This is a genomic window from uncultured Microbulbifer sp. (assembly GCF_947504145.1).
GTDB lineage: Bacteria > Pseudomonadota > Gammaproteobacteria > Pseudomonadales > Cellvibrionaceae > Microbulbifer.
Genome location: NZ_CANNGQ010000001.1, coordinates 686,564 through 704,351, shown reverse-complemented (window position 1 = coordinate 704,351; position 17,788 = coordinate 686,564). Strand labels below are relative to the sequence as shown.

Sequence of the window (17,788 nt, the reverse complement as noted above, 5' to 3'; positions counted from 1 at the left end):
CATCAGATAATCACATGGGGCAGATAGCGGCTGGAATCCAGGGTGATCAAACCGCTGTCTTCCCGAAGAGAGATACCCGCAGCCTCGTCATCGATCAGCCAGCTGCCGATCAGTGTGTAGTTTTCGCCAAACTTGGGCAGCGGGTACATGGCCTGGTAGATATACCCTTCCTCCCCGTAAGGGCCATCGGAAAGCAGCTGAGCTTCCGGCTGCGACATACCCTCGCTTTTGACAGACGAGCCCTGCACCAGTGAAATATTGGCGCCCTCGCGCGAAAAAATCGGCTTTTTAACCAGAGTTTCGTGCGCAGCGGCTTTATCCAGTTCATCCTCAAAAAACGCCGGCAGCAAATTGGGGTGATCGGGGAACAATCGCCACAGCATGGGCAACAGCGCTTTGTTAGACAAAATGGATTTCCACGGCGGCTCCAGCCAGCGGATATTATTGCCCCCGAGAAACGCCCCAAACTCCTCCCGGAACATGAACTCCCACGGATACAATTTAAACATCCAGGTGATTACCTGATCCTGCAGATCAGTAAATTGCCCGGCGGCATCGCGGCCGATATCTTCGATGAACACAAAGTGTTGGTCGAGCCCCGCTTCCCGGGCACAGTCCTGCAGATACTGCACTGTACCGCGATCCTCGTCGGTTCCCTTACAGCAGGCAAAGTGCAGTGCACGGCCGGGGGTAAGAAACTGAAGGTCTCGGAACCGATTGACGAGCTTTTCCTGCAGGCTATTGAACTGATCTGCCTGACGCGGCAGCGCGCCGCTATCGACGTTGTCCTGCAGCCACAGCCACTGCCAGAACCCGGTTTCAAACAGGCTGGTGGGCGTATCGGCATTGTTTTCGTAGAGTTTCGCCGGCCCCTGGCCGGTATAGGCAAAATCCAGGCGGGAATACAGGCTGGGGTCGCCATTTTCCCAGGAGTTGCGCACAAAGTCCCAGTGGCGCTCGGGGATGCAGAAGCGGCGCATCAACGCGTCGTCTGCCAGTACCCGGCGCACCACTTCCAGGCACATCTGGTGAATTTCTTCGGTGGGGTCTTCCAGGTCCTGCTCTACCTGTTTCAGAGAGAACTGGTAGTAGGCGCTCTCATCCCAGTAGGGTTCCCCGTACATGGTGTGAAAGCCGAATCCGAACTCCCGCGCCCGCTCTTTCCAGTGCGAGCGCGGTTTGATGGGCATACGCAGCAAGAATCAGCCCCCCCAGCCCCCGGAACGCCCGCCACCCCAGCTGGATTTGGCGGAAGCAACCGAGCCAAATCCACCGCGGGAAACGGTCTTGGTGACGGTGGGTTTCGGCTTGGTGGCTGAGCTGGGTACAGTGTAATTCACCTTTCCAGAGCGCCCGATCACGCTGCCGTCAGAAGTCATCAGGCGATCGTAGTGGCCTGAATAGGGATTGGTGTAGCGATACACCGGATTGTAGTAATAGCGGCGGTCCCGGCCACCATCCAACATCTGTCCAACCATAAAGCCGGTCATCAATGGCAACCAGAAGCTGCCAGATTGCCGGCAGTTGCCAAACTCTGTTTCGCACAGATGGCGTGAGTCGTACTTGGGCCCGGTGCGATCGGCTTCTTTCAATGCCTGTTGGTAAGCAGCCTCGCACTGCTCCTGATCCAACTCGGTCTGGTCGACACAGTCCTGCACCGACGCAACTACCTTCACTTCTTCTTTGGAGCTACAGCCCATCAGGGCAGCAACAATACCCAGCGCCAACGGGCGCAACACAAAATTCCGCCCGGTCTGCTTGCGCAGATTATCCAGGTTGATTGCCTTCGAACGCTTGATCGTTTTCATGACCGAACCCCGCTTAATAGGACATACAGGCGGCGTTCAGAACACCAACAGAAATGGTGGTGGCGGCCAGCATGACACCTGCGCTGATCTCACCGTCTTCAATACGGGAAACAATGCGCGGCATAAACAGGAAGCGGATAATAGCAAATGCCAGCAGCTGTGCGATCAACGCAATCACCGCCCAGGTACCGAAGTCTACCAACGATACAGAGTTGCTCGCCGCGCCACCCAGTGCGATGGCAAAACCCAAAATTGCACCACCAAAACCAATAGCCGCCGCGGTGTTTTTGTCTTCACGGATCAGTTTCCATTCGTCCTGCGGGGTCACCAGTGCATACAGGTATTTGAATGCAATCAGCAACACCAGCGAAATGCCAAAATAGGCCGAAAAACGCAGGATACCCGTCAGTAAATCATAAGACTGGTCCATCGAACCTTCTCCTTGTTATCCGTGAATTGTAATTTGTGATGGGGTGAGAGAGATGCCGGTACTTAATACCAGGCAGCGGCTGAGGTAACCCCCAGCCTCAAGTTTCTCTTCCGCGGATAGGAAGAGCGACTCTGTGCGCTCGTCAGTCAGCGGACGTTCGAACAGCATGGTGAATTGATCTGTGCCGGAATGCTCACCATCTTCGTCATAGGTTGTCTCTGTCATATGCACGGGATTGTGATAATCGCCAGTGGCGGTCCATACGCGCTGATAGGTGCGGCCATCCAGCGCATAGGTGCCGGCACCAATTTCCCGACCCAGCAGGCTTTCCCAGGCGGCGTCGGTGGAGACATCTCGGGTGTCGTAGAAGTGAAACAGCTTCACATCCACCACATGCTCGTCGCGTTGGCCACCCTCGGCCACCACCTGTAACCAGGCATCGTCGTCGGTATAGAAGCGATACACCCAGGTGCCGTCCAGATCGACCACCCCGGCGGCCTTGATGATCTGTGTGGGCTCAAAAGATTCGATCGTCAGCTCATCCAGAATAAAACGGATTGCCAGCGGGTCTATCTCAAAGCTCGCGCCCAGGCGCAGGCCCATGATCTCAGGCGTCTGCGGCTTGGCTTCGGGCTTTTTAAACTTATCGATCAATTTGCCAAACATTCGTCTCGGTCTTCCCTGTCGGACACTTTTACTGCAAAACACTGGCTTTCCGGCAAGCGCTTTTCGGCGATGTAATAAACAGTATCGCCAGCGGTGACATGCTCGTTCAAAGCGGGGTTAATAGCAATCTTCTGCTCGCCGGTACGGCGCACGCCGAGCAGTGTGGCAGACAGCCCATGTTTGAAATGATCAAACAAGGCACCTACCGGAATCGCCTTGTCACCACGGTACACCACACTGTACTGGGTCATACCGTAGGTGCTGTCCAGCAACTGACGGTGCAAGCGCGCGGAGCCAGGATCCAGAGAGGACTTTGCCAGCAGCTCTACCGCAACCGACGGGATGCATTCAATATTCGGGCAGTGTGCGCGCAGTAACTCACCCACATTTTCATCCTGAAAATACGCGGTCTTGTGGCTGCTAGGGCTGATCTTGTCGCAAAACAGCGCGGTGGTAAGCGTCACATCATCCAGCGGATTATCAATGATGATTCGGGCCGCCTTATCCAGGCTCGTGCGCAACATACTTTCCCGGTGGGAAAAGGAATCCACTTTGACGAAATCGATACGCTGGGGCAGCGGATTCTCGATATCTGCCTCAACACACAACACCACCTGTGCGGCGTCGCCGTTGGTTTTTGACAACAGCAGCTCGATCAGACGCAGTGTACGCGTACCGTTCCAACCGATAATTACCGTATGGTTTTCATGGTTCATAGTGCGCAACCCCTTCTTGCCCCGCTGTATAAATTCACTAATGCCAAAGCCCACCCGGGTAATGATCATGGCGAACAGGCTAAGCCCCAGCGGAATCACCCAAAGACTTACCACCCATTTACCCAGCGGTGTGGTGGGAGAAAAATCACCATAACCGACGGTAGAACCAGTAACCACAAGCCAGTAGAAAAAGTTCTCTGACGAAACCAGATCAGACTCACCGGCTATCGACAGCAGCAAATAACTACCGAAGACATAGACCACCGTAGTCACAAGAATCGTGGTTATGCTTGCCCCAATAAAAAGCGACGCCAGAAGGCGTCGCACTTTATAAATCAACATGGATCAAGCCTGGGTACGCTTCTTGGCCAGAAGTTGTGCCAGTTTATCGCTACCGCTGACTTCGCCACCGGGCGCAATACCCGCTGATTTCAGCTTGGCATCCAGGCTGGAGCCGCTTTCTTCGGTAGCCAGCTCTTCCGCCGCTTCCAGTTCCGCCGCACGCTGCTGCTGTTTCGCCTTGATGCGCTCCATACTGTCCAGCGCGGTTTTCACTTTGCTGTTGGCACCCATGTGACGACTGGACACAGCGACCTGTGCTTTCTGCACCGATTCGGTTGCCTTGATCTGATCGATCTGCTGCTCCATGCGGCGAACATTGGCCTTCGCCTTGGAGATATTGCTCTTCAGGGTAACTTCAGAACTTTTGAAGCCTTGCAGAATACTCTGCTCAGTTTCCAGCTGGGATTCCAGTTCCGCTACACGCTCGGCACACTCAATGGCCAACGCGTCGTCACCCTTCTCGCTCGCGGCAATGGCGTGATTGGAGTAGTTATCTACATCCGCCTGCAGTGCCTTGGCCTTGTTCTCGGCCAGCTTGCGCTTGGCCATGATTTTGGTCAGGTTTTCGTCACACGCCTTCAATTCGTTTTTTGCGTCCCGCAGCTCCTGATCGAGGATACGCAGCGACTGGCTATCGGCAACGGCTTCGGTACCTTCATTCACGGCGCCGCGCAGTGCGGTCCAGATTTTTCTCAGGCTCATGCTACACCCTCCAGTTCAAAATGCGCTGAATACAGATCCAGAAAATCACCCACATTGCCAAACAGAGTTTCAACCTCCTCGATCACCACCTCGTCTTTGCTCGACACAGACAGCGCACCGAACGCAACGTAGTAATCATTGCCAGCAATATTTTTGATGGCGATGGTGGTCAGCGGTACCAGCTGGTGTGATTGCAGAATCAACCGGTTCAGTGCCGCCTCGTCGTCTACCTGGCTGACGGGAAACAGGATGCTCTCCACCACAATCTGCCGCTCGCCTACATAAATAAAGGCATCAACCCCTTCATCGTTGGAGACGCTCAGACAATCGCCCTCCGCCTCGACCACCCAGTCGGGATGATTTTCGGCCAGTTGGCGCAGATTTTCGTTGTTCCAGGTCATTTCAACTCCCTTGCACATGTGGAATATGAGTCACAAATATAACAGTAAATTTTTTGGGGTCAACGGGGTTTAGGCACTTTTGTTGCAAATAACCCACATACGGATATTATGCGTAACAAATAGAGGGAGCCCCATGGACCAAAAGCAGAGCCTCGAAAACCACCGCGCCTTAAACCCCTACAAGCAGGCCATCGCCCGCTATGTACGTGCCGCCATGGCCCTGAAGGGCGTGCGCTACAACGATCTTGCCAGCGCCCTGGCCGATAAAGGCATCGCAGTCACCCCAGAGAACCTGCGCAGCAAGGTCAGCAAATGCATGTTCTCCGCCGATCTGCTGGTGGCCATCCTCGACGTCCTCGACGCCGACGAAAAGGCGTTGCCGGATATTCTCAGGCAAACACGGGAATTGCAAAGCGAAGATGCGGGTAATTGAAGAGGTTTCCGGTTAGTTGGAACAAACGCGCAAACTGGGGCGGTCAAAAATTGAGCAAAGCCTCGAAACCGGGCCTGATGAATTCGAAAATAGTTCGCCGAGCGATATCAACAGCCGCGAGAGCCGCCCCACTCCCGCGCTGCCTTTCTGGTTTGTTGTTTGCTGTCAAAGCGATCCGCGGACTTCGCCCGCACATGAGCGCCCCCTTTGCGTAACAGCGGGTTTTGCGCAACCGGATTGCCCGGAGTGCGCCTTTCCTTTGCAGAAATCTGAATGACGATTTTCCGCTGCGATTTTTTCTTCAATAACGTCTCCTCGTAAATAGATCGGCTCGAGTGCCTTGGTCAGGTGAACCTGGCCACAGAACCTCGTCAGGCCGATCAATCTCAAAAAAAAGCCCCGGCAAATGCCAGGGCTTTAGATAGATCTGGCTTGAAAGGCAATATCACCTTTCAAGCGCGAGCACATGAAAGGCCGTTCAAACAGAACGTAGAGGGTTAATCCGCAATTTCATTTCATGGCTCCTGTGTCGTCTGCGATGGGGTATCGCCAGTTGACGCGCAGCATATTACTTAAAACTCCGGTGTCAATATGCTTCTAAAAAAATAACCGCAGCCTGCCACACTGTGTGGGGAGGACGCCCAACAGTGCGTTTCCCAACCGCCGCAGACGCACTTTATACTGCTCATTGAATTGAACCCGGCAGCCCCAGATGAACCCCGAACTGCTCTTTGAAGACGACCACCTGATTGCCGCCTACAAGCCAGAAGGCTGGCTGGTGCACCGCTCGGACATCGACAAGCACGAGGGTCGTATCCTACTGCAATATCTCAGGGACCTGGTTGGCACACACCTGTTTCCAGTTCACCGGCTCGACAAGCCGACATCCGGTGTCATCGTATTCGGCAAAAGCGGCGATGCAGCGGCAAAGCTGCAGGTTCGGCTTGAGAGCGATACGTCGATCAAACAGTATTTGGCGATATGCCGGGGCTACTGCCCGCAGCATGGGGTGATCGACCATCCCCTGCCCCCGGTTGCCGATTTCAAACACCAGCGTAAGCGACCAAAAAGTGACCTGCCTCGTCAGGACGCCATCACGCACTTTCGGCGGCTCGGCACCATCGAACTCCCCTATTCCGTAGACCGCTACCCCAGTAGCCGCTACTCGCTCGTAGAGGTAGAGCTGAAAACCGGCCGTCGTCATCAGATTCGGCGCCACTTCAAGCATCTGTCGCACCCACTGATCGGCTGCCCAAAATACGGCAAGTCCACCCACAACCGTTTCTTCGCAGAACAGCTGCAATGTGCAAGACTCTTGCTACATGCCTATCGCCTCTCTTTACCACACCCGGAAACCGGCGAGCACCTCGAGATTGTCGCGCCGCCGAGAGGCTGCTTTATGTCATTGATCGAACAGTTTGGCTGGCAACTGCCCTAGCTATCCCGCCCAGCCTCACACTCTAATTACGCCTTACTGGAGTCCACTTAATGCCCCTCAAACGCACTCACTCTTTTTACGGCACAAACCGCTGGTTGCGCAGCCTGACGGCGGGACTACTTCTTGCAGCTGGCGCCAGTCAGGCGTACACCCGCGATCTCCCTGCACCGCTCCCCAAGTTACTGCCCTGGCAAGGCGCTTCGGAAAGCCTCATCCAGCAAAAAGGCGATTGGGTAACCCCGGCAGAAGCCAGCAACTTCAAAACCACTCCAGACTACGAAGCCACCAGAGCCTTTGCGAACAAACTCGCCACTGCCAGTGATGACATTCAAGTGGACGATATCGGCACGGCCACCAGTGGCCGCAAGATTCAGTTGATTACTCTGAGTGAAGGGGGCAGCGATCCGCGTACCAACAAGAAACCCACCCTGCTCGCCCAGGCCGGTATCCACTCCGGTGAAATCGACGGCAAAGACGCCAGTTTTATGTTGTTGCGGGACTATATCGGCGGCGACAAGGAACTGAAGGACCTCGTCAGCAAGGTGAATTTGCTGATCATCCCCATTCTGAATGTCGATGGCCACGAACGTGCCGGCCCCTATACCCGCATGAACCAGCGCGGCCCGCAAAACGCGGGTTGGCGCACTAACGGCAATAACCTCAACTTGAACCGCGACTACGCCAAACTGGATACACCAGAACTGCGTGCGGTGATGGACGTGATCAACGACTACCAGCCAGAACTCTACCTGGACATCCACGTTACCGATGGCGAGGACTACCAATACGACATCACTTACGGCTACAACGGCTCCTTCGCCAGTGATTCACCGGAGATTGCCCGCTGGCTGGAACAGACCTTCCAACAGGGCGTTGACGGCGCTCTGGCAAAAGCCGGACACATCCCCGGCCCACTGGTTTTCGGGGTCAATAGCGGCGAATTCTCCGATGGCATCAGCCACTGGACCGCCAGCCCGCGCTATTCCAACGGGCTCGGTGACCTGCGCCACACACCCACCGTGCTGGTGGAAAACCACTCCCTGAAACCCTACCGCCAGCGGGTGCTGGGTACTTATGTGCTGATCAAAGCCAGCCTCGCCACGCTGGCAGAACATGCCGAACCGCTGCGAACCGCTATCGCCGAAGATCGGCAGCAGCGCCCCGAAACCCAGGTTCTGGCCTGGAAAGCCAACACAGCGCCCGATCTCAACGTCTACGGGGAAAAGCCATTCAAAGGCATGGCGTATGAAAAGAATGAAAACCCGATCAGCGGAAATGAACAGGTGGTGTGGCTGGGTAAAGCAAAAGACTACCTGGGACTGCCAGTATTCAAGGACGATGTGAAAGCCGTGGAAGTGCGTGTACCCAAAGCCTTCTACCTCCCCGGCCACGAACAACTGGTGATCGACCGTCTGAAGGCCCACGGGGTCGCGATTTCCGAACCGGAAAGTGACGCACTGCCACTAACGCAATTCACCATTGAAGCGCACGAATTCGGTAAGGTGCCCTTTGAAGGTCACTTCCGTGTGGACGCTAAATTCTCTGAACAAAACATCAATATCCCGCTCAGCGGATATGTAAAAGTTTCAACCGATCAACCGCTCGGCAAACTCGCCACCGCCCTGCTCGACCCGCGCGGGCCGGACTCCTTTTTCCAGTGGGGGTTCTTCAATCAGAGTTTTCAGCGCACCGAATACGCAGAACCCTACGCATTAGTACCCCTCGCGGAGCAGATGCTGGCGCAGGACCCGAAACTTAAAAAAGAATTTGAAAAACGTCTGCAAGATGAGAAATTTGCGTCAGACCCGGCAGCGCGCTTGCGCTTCTTTTACCAGCGCAGCGATTACTATGACCAGGCGTACTTAAAGTACCCGGTACTACTCCACTATTAACGGGGAATCAGCATATTCCTGATTATGCTCGCCGGGCCTGGGCAACTTAGTGTTCAGAACGGCGGGCTCGTTGTGAAACTGAATAGGGTTGCCCAGGTGCCGATTGCCCACGGCATCCTCGAACACCATACCCCGCTGTTGGAGATGCTCTTCCTCCAGCGCCTGATCCAGTTTGCGCACCGGTGACCAGCACACATCAATACCATCTAAAATGCTCTGCCACTCACTCAGATCCTTTTGCAGAAACCGCGAGCGCAGGAACTCGATTGCGTCCTGCTGGGAGCCCGGCGGCTGTTTGCATACGGCCAGCCATTCCGGTTCACCCAGGAGGTTGAACAGGTTCTCGGCAAACTTGATTTCGCTGCCGCCCAATGTCAGGAATTGCTGGTCCCGGGTCTCGTAGATCTGATACATGGCGTTGCCGCCCCAGGAGCGCTCCTGCTTGACGTCCGGCGAGCGACCCTCGGCAAACACCGGCCCCAGCGCGTTGGGTAACCAGGCCACCAGGCTGTCCTGCATGGAGATATCCAGGTAGTCACCCTGACCGGTTTTTTCCCGGCGCAACAGTGCCATCAACACACCGGACAGGCCCATCAGTGACGCCGCCATATCCGCAACCGGCATCGCCGGCATTGCGGGTTTGCCATCCGCGCCTTCATTCAGAAATACCGTCCCCGAGTCGGCCTGAATACTCAGATCGTGGGCGGGCTTCAGCCTTTTGGGGCCGGTCTGGCCGTAGGCGGAGATGGAGCAGTACACCAGCCGTGGATTGCGCTGTGCGAGAGTGGCGTAATCCAGCCCCAGACGCGCCATAGCACCGGGGCGAAAACCTTCAACGAACACATCGGCGTCGTCCACCAGACGCAGCAGCAGTTCCTTGTCCGCAGGCTCCTTGAGATTGAGACAGAGACTTTTTTTACCGCGGTGGGTATTGCGGAACCACACGGAAAAGCCGTTTTTCTTGAGGCCAATTTCCCGCGTCGGCTCACCGGCCGGCGGCTCCACCTTAATGACTTCGGCACCGTGGTCGGCCATCAACTGGGTGAGGTGTGGGCCGGGAAGAAACAGTGACAGGTCGAGGACACGAATACCGTCGAGTTTCACGAGTACTCCTTAAAAAGTTCTAAACCACCTGGGTCTCTTTCAGCCGCGCGCGCGCTTGCGCGTCATAGCCGAGCGTCGACAGCAGCATATCGGTGTCGGCGCCAAGCGCTGCACACCCGCGCCCCTGCGGACGCTCACCAGAAAGCTTCACAGGGCTTGCGACCACGCGAAAATCCGCCTTGGCCGCGTGGGGCAGTGATTGAATCATCCCGATCTGCGCCAGCCAGGGACTGTCCATCGCCTGCGCAAAATTATTGACCGGTGCAATGGGTAGCTTGCCTTTAAACAGGGTCAGCCAATGTTCCGTCGGCGCCTGACTCAGAGCGTCGTCCAGCAGCGCGCTCAACGCGGGCCGGTTTGCCAGCCGCTCGGCGGGGCCGGTAAAGCGCGTATCATCCAGCCATTCGGGATGCCCCACACCCTCTGCGAGGGCACACCAGAATTTTTCCGTCATCGCCATCACAAACACCCAGCCATCCCCGGTGCGGAACATCTGGCAGGGAGTGGCGGATGGGTGCCCGGATCTCGCGACACGGGAAACTTCGTGATTGCTGTTCAGGTACCAGGTGGCAGGATAGGTCAACTGGGTCATGGCCACATCGAACAGGGAAACATCTACATCCCGGCCGATACCGCCACGCAACACGCCTACTAGCGCGCCGAGCGCACCCATTGCGAGGGTTACCCCGCTCATAAAATCCACCATCGACAGACCAAACCGCGTGGGTGGATTGTCCGGCTCACCGGTAAGTGCCATATACCCGGCTTCCGCCTGCATCAGATAATCGTAGCCGGGCCAGTCGGCGCGGTCGTTATCCCGGCCGTAGGCAGACAGATGGCCACAAACGATCTTCGGATTGATCCGCCCCAGCGCGTCGTAATCCAGACCCAGTTTTGCTGGCTGGTCCCCGCGCAGGTTGTTCACCACGATATCCGCGGTCGCCACCAGCTTTTCAAAAACCTCACGGCCCTCTGGCTTTTTAAGATCCAGGGTGAGGCTTTTCTTGTTGCGGTTAAACGTCTGGAAAAATTCGCTGTCGTTGTCGCCCAGAAAAAATGGACCACTCTTGCGCGCAATGTCGCCGCCGGTGTGGGGATTTTCGATCTTGATGACCTCCGCCCCCATATCGGCCAACTGCATGGAGCCGAATGGGCCGGCGCCATACTGCTCCACCGCGATCACACGCAGTCCTGCCAGTGGCAATGGATTGCTCTCCATACCCTGCTCCTCTTTTTCCGCCTGCTCCACCGGCTCCACCTGCTCCACCCTAGCCTGCATCGCGCTCGGCCAGTTGCTTGGCGATAATAATGCGCTGCAGTTCGTTGGTGCCCTCACCCACGCACATCAGCATGGCGTCGCGGTAGTAGCGCTCGATTTCATATTCGGTAGAAAAGCCATAACCGCCGAAAATACGCATGGCTTCCTGGGCACAGAACACACCGGTTTCGCTGGCAAAGTATTTGGCCATGCCCGCTTCCAGATCGCAGCGCTGGCCGGTGTCGTACATGCGTGCGGCCTGATCCACCAGCAGCTTGGCCGCCTCCACTTTCGCCGCCATCTCACCCAGCTTCAGCTGAATCGCCTGGTGCTTGATGATCGGCTTGCCGAAGGTCTCACGCTCCTGGGCGTAGCGCAGTGCGAGCTTGAGTGCACCCTGCGCAATGCCGGCGCCGCGGGCGGCGACATTGATGCGGCCGAGCTCCAGGCCACCCACCGCCATCTGGAATCCACGACCTTCCTCACCACCGATCAGGTCATTGGCGGAGACGCGGAAATCCGTGAACACCACTTCACAGGTATCGATCGCCCGGTAACAGGTTTTCTTGATCTTGTTGATCTCAACCCCGGGCAACAAATTGCCCTCATCATCCTTGGTGCGTATGGCAAACATCGACATGCCGCGATGGCGGGGTTCGGCGTGGGGATCGGTCTTCACCAGCAGCGCCAGGCAATTGCCATTCAGTGCATTGGTGATCCACATCTTGCTGCCGTTGATTACGTAATCGTCCCCATCGCGACGGGCCACACATCCGATTGACTGCAGGTCGGTGCCCGCATTGGGCTCGGTGAGCGCAATACCGCCACGCAGTTCACCCATCGCCATGGACGGGAGAAAACGCTGCTTTTGCTCTTCTGTGCCAAAACGCTCTATCGCCGCCGCCATGATCAGATGCGAATTGAAAATACCGCCGGGCGCCATCCAGGCCGCGGAAATTTTCTGCACGATGCGCGCGTAAACAGAGGCGGAAAGCCCCAGGCCATCGTAGTCGGTGCCGATGGTGGCACCGAACAGGCCCAGCTCTTTCATGGTCTCCACGAGTTCGTGGGGATATTCATCCGCGAGATCTTTTTCCCGCGCGATGGGGGCAACTTCGTTTGCCACGAAGCGATCAATTGTATCGAGGATCGCGACCTCGTCTTCTGCCGTCCAGCTCATCGCTACCTCCGCAAATCAGTAATTAACCTTGTCTTCCATTTCGGAACCACGCTTCCACACCAGTACTTTGCGCATGAAGGAGCACACTTCGATCCCATCCTGATTGAAGCCGCGCGTGCGCACGGTAACGATGCCCTGATTCGGGCGGGACTTGGATTCGCGCGATGCCAGCACTTCGGATTCCGCATACAGGGTGTCGCCCACAAACAGCGGTGCGGTCATCTTGATGTCATCCCAACCCAGATTGGCAATGGCCTTCTGGCTGATGTCGGTAACGCTCATGCCGACCATCAGGGCGACGGTAAAGGGACTGCACACAATCGGTTTTCCGAACTCGGTACCCTTGGCGTACTCCTTGTCGAAGTGCGCTGGGTGGGTGTTCATGGTCAGCAGGGTGAACCAGGTGTTATCAGTCTCGGTGATGGTGCGACCGGGGCGGTGCTCGTAGATATCGCCTACGGTGAAGTCTTCGAAAAAACGCCCGAAGGTTTCGCGATAACGGTTTTCACCGACTTTTTTTACTTCTCCAGCCATGCTCTTTATTCCACTGTTTCAGGTTGTGCAAGCGCCAGCAAACGGCAGGCGCTGTCTACGATGGGTTGATCGACCATGCGACCATCTACGGTTACCGCGCCACCAGAGGCCTTATTGAAGGCATCTACGATACGTCGCGCTTTCTCGATTTCTTCTTCCGATGGCGACAACCCTGCGTGTATCGCCGCCACCTGGTTTGGGTGAATGGCCGCTTTGGCCACATAGCCAAGCGCACGCACTCGGCGGGTTTCCGCTACCAGCCCCTCGCTATTGCGGATATCCAGATACGGGACATCGATACAGGGCAAGCGGTGCGCAGCGGCCACCAGCGCCAGCTGTGAGCGCGCAAACAGTAGCGGCTCCCAGGCAAACTCGGCACCGATCTCCGCGGCGTAGTCGCCACCGCCAAACATCACCGCCGCAAGCGTGGGCGACGCACAAATGGCATCTGCACTCAGCAGACCGCGCGCGCTTTCAATCAGCGCGATCCAGCGCGCACCGCCAGAGCCCAGTGTCGAAGAGACGTAGGTTAACTGCTGTGCAGACTCGGTTTTCGCCAGCATAAAAAACGCCGGTCTGGGGGCGTCGTGTAGCGCCTGCAAATCGAGCTTGCAGTGCTCGCTATTTGCCGCGGAGATCCGCACGACCAATCGCGCCCTATCCTCCTCGGCACAGGCGGAAAGAAATTTGTGAACGGCCTGTCTGGCAGTCGCCTTGTCCGCCAGCGGCACGGCGTCTTCCAGGTCGATACACACCAGGTCCGCGGTACTGGCCAGCGCCTTGCTGAACCGCTCCGGGCGGTGGCCCGGCACAAACAACAGGCTCCGCGCGCACCACACCATTAGTGGTACTCCTCACCACCGGAGACATTCATGGATTCGCCGGTGATATAGCTGGCTTCATCAGAGCACAGGAAGGCGCAGGCCTTGGCAACATCTTCCTGCAGGCCCGGGCGACCAAGCGGAATACGCGCGCGCATATCTTCCATATATTTGTCGTGGCCCTTGCCAGTCACTTCGGAGAAGTGCGCGTTCTGCCAGGCACCGAGACCGGTGGTGATATGGTTCGGACAAATGGTGTTCACGGTGATCTTTTCCGGCCCGAGCTCCATAGCGGCAGAACGGGTCAGGCCCACCAGACCGTGCTTCGATGCGGTGTATGCAGACGCGTGCGGGAAACCGGACTTGGAGGCCTGGCTGCCGATATTGATAATGCGGCCGCCGCGACCCTGGGCAATCATCGCGCGTGCGGCGTATTTGATCCCCAGGAAGGCTCCGCGGAGGTTGACGCCCAGCACGGTGTCCCATTTGTCGTCATCCATTTCAACGATCGGCTGCATCAGGTAGCCGACGCCGGCATTGTTGACCCAGATATCCAGCGCCCCGTATTGACCTCGTGCAAACTCTGCAGCGGCTTCCACTTCTGCCGGCTCCAGTACATTGCAAGCAAAGGTGGCGACATCGCCACCGGCCGCGCGGATATCCGCGGCGATCTGCTCAAGCTCTTCACTGGTACCAATGGCATCTGCGGGCAGGTTACTGCCGGCGGCGGCGCCGATATCGGTCAGCACCACTTTCACACCTTCGGCCGCCAGGCGACGGGCCATCATTTCCCCGAGGCCCTGCTTGCGCCCGGCACCGGTAATGACGGCGACCTTGCCTTCAAGTTCCGGATATTTACTTGCCAGATTGGTCATGGCCGCCTCCTCAAATACTCTCGGTCAACATGAACTGCGGGTTGTCGGCAAACTGCTGAAACTCGGCAGCGACCTTCTGCATGGTCTCACTGGATACATCGCCACCAAGCTGGGCCATATCCTTCACTTCCAGCAGTTCCACATACTGAAAAGGTGCCGGCGCGTCGGAGCCGAGCAGACCGGTGGTGCGCAGCACGGAAAACTGGGCGACAGACGGCAGCCGGTTCACATTGGGCAGATCCGTGGTGCGCGCCCATTCCTCGTAGTCGGAGGCATTCACACCGGATTTGAGGTTGAAGAGGACAACAATCATGGTCATGGCGGTAACCTCGCAGAAACACGTTTGGTGATGGATTGCGAAGCTATGGTCACCCAATCGGCGGGCGCCATCTTTGACTTTTGTCGTGTTGGCGGGCACATCGCCGGGGTATACCTATGCCATCAAACTGGCACAGCTGACAGTTACCCCCCGGTCACGTCAAATGATGCCAATACGAGAAGCAACAACAAGGCTGAGTGATGGAAACAAGCAACAAGACCGCCCGCGAACTCTACGAGGAAATCAAGGCCAATCCTGCGCGCAAACGGTTCGGCTTCGGCAACAAGGCCGTGCTCGTCAACGTCGACCCTCAGAAGGCCTACACCCGCACCGATCTGTTCAAAACCGCCTACGCAACCGACCCAGACCAGATGCACCACATCAACGAGCTGGCCAAAGTGTTTCGGGAAAAAGGCTGGCCGGTAGTGTGGACTCAGGTGGCGTACATGGACTCCGCTGAAGATGCCGGCGTCTGGGGTACCCGCACCGATACCCCCGACTCCCTGCAGAACATCAAATTTGACAGTGAGCGCAGCCAGTTCGACGACCGCCTCGAGATCGACCGGCAGCGGGATGTGATTTACTGCAAAAAAATGCCCAGTGCCTTTTTTGAAACCCAGCTGCAATCCCTGCTGGTATGGCACCAGGTCGATACCGTGGTGATTACCGGCGGTTCCACCTCCGGCTGTATTCGGGCCACGGCAGTAGACAGCTTGTCACGGGGCTACCGCACCATCGTGCCCGAAGAGTGCGTGGCCGATAAACACGAGAGCTACCACTTTGCCAACCTCACCGACCTCTCACTGAAGTACGCCGACGTGGTGGATGTGGCCGAGGTGTTCGAGTGGCTCAATGGCAGCAACGATTGAGGTGCGGGCATGAAAGCAGATCCCGGCTTTTACGATTACTGGCCCTACGAAAATCGGCCAAAAATTCAATGGCCCGGCGGCGCACGTCTGGCCTTTTGGGTGGCGCCCAACATCGAGTTCTACGAACTTAACCCACCGGCCAACCCGCAGCGCAAAGCCTGGCCCCACCCCAGCCCGGCGGTGCCCGGCTACAGTATTCGCGACTACGGAAATCGAGTCGGTCATATGCGCCAGATCGCGGTGCTGGATAAATACGGCGTGCGCGGCTCCATCTCCCTGTCCACGGCTCTGTGTGACCACCATCCGGAAATCATCGCGCTGTGCAAGGAGCGCGACTGGGAATTTTTCAGCCACGGCATCTACAACACTCGCTACACCTACGGTATGTCCGAGGCGCAGGAGCGGGAGATGATTCGTGATTCCATTGAAACCATCTATCGCCACACCGGCCAGAAATGTGCCGGTTATCTGGCACCCGCCCTCTCCCACTCCGAGCAGACCCTGGACCTGTTTGCCGAAGTAGGCACCGAGCTGTTTGGGGATGACGCCGGCTATTACACCTGCGATCTGTTCCACGATGACCAGCCCACCCCGATCAACTTGCGCAGTAACAAGCGGTTTGTGTCGATTCCCTATTCTCTGGAGATGAACGACACCATCGCGTACGTGGTGAACAAGGTAGAGCCGCGCCGCTACGGCCAAATGCTGAAAGACAATTTTGACCGGCTGTATGCGGAAGGCGCGGAGAGTGGCACGGTGATGTGCATCCCCACGCACAACTACCAGGTAAGTTGCCCCCATCGCCTGCGCGCTTTTGAAGAAGCGCTGGAATACATCACCGGCCACAGCGACGTGTGGGTGACCACCGGCCGCGAAATCGCCGAGTACTACCGCACGCATTATTACGATCAGGCGCGTCAGGATATTGCGGAAAAATCCAATATGACGGCGGAGGTCTGTGCATGAGCAGCTCGCAACTGGATAAGTCCCACCTCGAATACCCCCAACGTCGCCACGGCATGGATCACAACTGGTACGACTGGCAAATGCTCAGCCAGCGCAACCCGGTGCACTGGCCAGACGGCAAGAAGCTGGCCCTGTGGGTCAATGTGAGCCTGCAGTTTTTCCCGCTGAATCAACAGGGAAAACCCTTCCCGCCCCCGGGAGGCATGACCATGCCCTATCCCGATCTGCGGCATTTTTCCCTGCGCGATTACGGCAATCGTGTAGGCATCTACCGGATTCTCAAGGCGTTGGACCAGCACCAGATACGCGCGACCTTCGCCATCAATGGAGAGCTTGCCGAGCGCAGCCCGTACCTAATGGAGGTACTGCGGTCCCGCGGTGACGAGATCATCGCCCACGGCTGGAACATGGACCGCCCCCATTACGGCGGCCAACCGCTGGAAGCGGAGCGCGAACAAATACGCGCAACCCTGGCGACATTGCAGAAATACACCGGGCAAACGGTCAGGGGCTGGCTCAGCCCGGGGAAGGTGCACAGTGAAAATACCCCCAACCTGCTCGCCGACGAAGGGGTGGAATATCTTTGCGATTGGGTGAACGACGACATGCCCTATCCCTTCCACACAGACAACGGCAATCTGTGGGCTATGCCGTTGTCCACGGAACTGGAGGACCAGTTCATCCTGCGCAACAACCAGCATTCGGAAGCGTCTTACCAGGAGCAGATCGAAGATGCCTGTCGGTTCCTGCTGACGGAAGCCGAACACAGCGGCGGCCGCATACTCGCACTCAATATTCATCCCTGGATGCTGGGGCAACCCCATCGCATCGCGTATCTGGAGCGCGCCCTCGGGTTTATTACCGCGCAACCGGGTGTGTTCAGCGCCCCGGCCGGTGAACTGCTGAGCCATTGCAAATCGATGGCAGCGCCTGGGTAGGCAATTTCCCTGCGCTGGCAAAAGATATAAAAAGATATATCATTAGGTGCTTTCACCAGCACCACTCCAGCACCCCGCCGCGCCGGCCCCGATATT

20 protein-coding genes are annotated in these 17,788 nt (G+C 57.0%); 6 read left to right on the top strand and 14 right to left on the bottom strand.

Annotation, left to right across the window (positions count from 1 at the left end; genetic code table 11):
- Nucleotides 1-2: 2 nt before the first annotated feature.
- The 7 genes from Q1A74_RS03230 to Q1A74_RS03200 are packed head-to-tail and all read right to left on the bottom strand — an operon-like array spanning nt 3 to nt 5,065.
- Entirely contained in the window at nt 3-1,190 is a 1,188-nt protein-coding gene (locus Q1A74_RS03230; protein ID WP_299593830.1) for a glutathionylspermidine synthase family protein, read from the bottom strand.
- Nucleotides 1,191-1,202: 12 nt separating this feature from the next.
- Entirely contained in the window at nt 1,203-1,808 is a 606-nt protein-coding gene (locus Q1A74_RS03225; protein WP_299592327.1) for a DUF1190 domain-containing protein, read from the bottom strand.
- 13 nt (nt 1,809-1,821) lie between these two features.
- The gene (locus Q1A74_RS03220) at nt 1,822-2,238 is read right to left on the bottom strand and encodes a DUF350 domain-containing protein (protein WP_299592325.1); all 417 of its coding nucleotides are present in this window, start codon (nt 2,236-2,238) and stop codon (nt 1,822-1,824) included.
- Nucleotides 2,239-2,253: 15 nt separating this feature from the next.
- Entirely contained in the window at nt 2,254-2,904 is a 651-nt protein-coding gene (locus Q1A74_RS03215; protein ID WP_299592324.1) for a YjfK family protein, read from the bottom strand.
- Nucleotides 2,889-3,962, bottom strand: a complete 1,074-nt coding sequence (locus Q1A74_RS03210) for an ion channel (RefSeq protein WP_299592323.1) — start codon at nt 3,960-3,962, stop codon at nt 2,889-2,891. The genes Q1A74_RS03215 and Q1A74_RS03210 overlap by 16 nt, the downstream gene beginning before the upstream one ends.
- Nucleotides 3,963-3,965: 3 nt before the next feature.
- On the bottom strand, nt 3,966-4,664 hold the full coding sequence (locus Q1A74_RS03205; protein WP_299592321.1) for a PspA/IM30 family protein: 699 nt from the start codon (nt 4,662-4,664) through the stop codon (nt 3,966-3,968).
- Nucleotides 4,661-5,065, bottom strand: a complete 405-nt coding sequence (locus Q1A74_RS03200; protein ID WP_299592319.1) for a DUF2170 family protein — start codon at nt 5,063-5,065, stop codon at nt 4,661-4,663. Before Q1A74_RS03200 ends, Q1A74_RS03205 begins: the two co-directional genes overlap by 4 nt.
- Before the next feature lie 133 nt (nt 5,066-5,198).
- Here Q1A74_RS03200 and Q1A74_RS03195 point away from each other — a divergent pair, with 133 nt between their 5' ends.
- The 3 genes from Q1A74_RS03195 (at nt 5,199) to Q1A74_RS03185 (ending at nt 8,828) form a co-directional block, all read left to right on the top strand.
- Nucleotides 5,199-5,498, top strand: coding sequence for a DUF6471 domain-containing protein (locus Q1A74_RS03195; RefSeq protein ID WP_299592317.1), 300 nt, complete (start codon nt 5,199-5,201; stop codon nt 5,496-5,498).
- 712 nt (nt 5,499-6,210) lie between these two features.
- Complete coding sequence (locus tag Q1A74_RS03190) at nt 6,211-6,936, top strand: pseudouridine synthase (RefSeq protein ID WP_299592315.1); 726 nt, start codon at nt 6,211-6,213, stop codon at nt 6,934-6,936.
- Between the two features lie 50 nt (nt 6,937-6,986).
- Nucleotides 6,987-8,828, top strand: coding sequence for a M14 family metallopeptidase (locus Q1A74_RS03185; protein ID WP_299592313.1), 1,842 nt, complete (start codon nt 6,987-6,989; stop codon nt 8,826-8,828).
- Here the strand turns inward: Q1A74_RS03185 and Q1A74_RS03180 are convergent.
- Genes Q1A74_RS03180 through Q1A74_RS03150 form a run of 7 tightly spaced genes read right to left on the bottom strand, consistent with a single transcriptional unit; the run spans nt 8,814 to nt 14,919 of the window.
- Entirely contained in the window at nt 8,814-9,932 is a 1,119-nt protein-coding gene (locus Q1A74_RS03180) for a CaiB/BaiF CoA-transferase family protein (protein ID WP_299592312.1), read from the bottom strand. The genes Q1A74_RS03185 and Q1A74_RS03180 overlap by 15 nt on opposite strands.
- A 19-nt stretch (nt 9,933-9,951) precedes the next feature.
- Nucleotides 9,952-11,211: a CaiB/BaiF CoA-transferase family protein gene (locus tag Q1A74_RS03175; RefSeq protein WP_299592310.1), complete on the bottom strand. Its 1,260-nt coding sequence runs from the start codon at nt 11,209-11,211 to the stop codon at nt 9,952-9,954.
- Nucleotides 11,201-12,370: an acyl-CoA dehydrogenase family protein gene (locus tag Q1A74_RS03170; RefSeq protein WP_299592309.1), complete on the bottom strand. Its 1,170-nt coding sequence runs from the start codon at nt 12,368-12,370 to the stop codon at nt 11,201-11,203. The genes Q1A74_RS03175 and Q1A74_RS03170 overlap by 11 nt, the downstream gene beginning before the upstream one ends.
- Before the next feature lie 15 nt (nt 12,371-12,385).
- On the bottom strand, nt 12,386-12,904 hold the full coding sequence (locus tag Q1A74_RS03165; protein WP_299592307.1) for a MaoC family dehydratase: 519 nt from the start codon (nt 12,902-12,904) through the stop codon (nt 12,386-12,388).
- 5 nt (nt 12,905-12,909) lie between these two features.
- Entirely contained in the window at nt 12,910-13,746 is an 837-nt protein-coding gene (locus tag Q1A74_RS03160; protein WP_299592306.1) for a CoA ester lyase, read from the bottom strand.
- Nucleotides 13,746-14,600: an SDR family NAD(P)-dependent oxidoreductase gene (locus tag Q1A74_RS03155; RefSeq protein WP_299592305.1), complete on the bottom strand. Its 855-nt coding sequence runs from the start codon at nt 14,598-14,600 to the stop codon at nt 13,746-13,748. Before Q1A74_RS03155 ends, Q1A74_RS03160 begins: the two co-directional genes overlap by 1 nt.
- 10 nt (nt 14,601-14,610) lie before the next feature.
- A complete protein-coding gene (locus Q1A74_RS03150) occupies nt 14,611-14,919 on the bottom strand; it encodes an REDY-like protein HapK (protein ID WP_299592303.1) in 309 nt (102 codons plus the stop codon).
- Between the two features lie 200 nt (nt 14,920-15,119).
- On the opposite strand from Q1A74_RS03150, the gene Q1A74_RS03145 reads away from it, so the two are divergent.
- The 3 genes from Q1A74_RS03145 to Q1A74_RS03135 are packed head-to-tail and all read left to right on the top strand — an operon-like array spanning nt 15,120 to nt 17,692.
- On the top strand, nt 15,120-15,788 hold the full coding sequence (locus tag Q1A74_RS03145; protein WP_299592302.1) for an isochorismatase family protein: 669 nt from the start codon (nt 15,120-15,122) through the stop codon (nt 15,786-15,788).
- Nucleotides 15,789-15,797: 9 nt separating this feature from the next.
- On the top strand, nt 15,798-16,754 hold the full coding sequence (locus Q1A74_RS03140) for a polysaccharide deacetylase family protein (protein ID WP_299592301.1): 957 nt from the start codon (nt 15,798-15,800) through the stop codon (nt 16,752-16,754).
- On the top strand, nt 16,751-17,692 hold the full coding sequence (locus tag Q1A74_RS03135) for a polysaccharide deacetylase family protein (RefSeq protein ID WP_299592299.1): 942 nt from the start codon (nt 16,751-16,753) through the stop codon (nt 17,690-17,692). The genes Q1A74_RS03140 and Q1A74_RS03135 overlap by 4 nt, the downstream gene beginning before the upstream one ends.
- Nucleotides 17,693-17,788 lie beyond the last annotated feature (96 nt).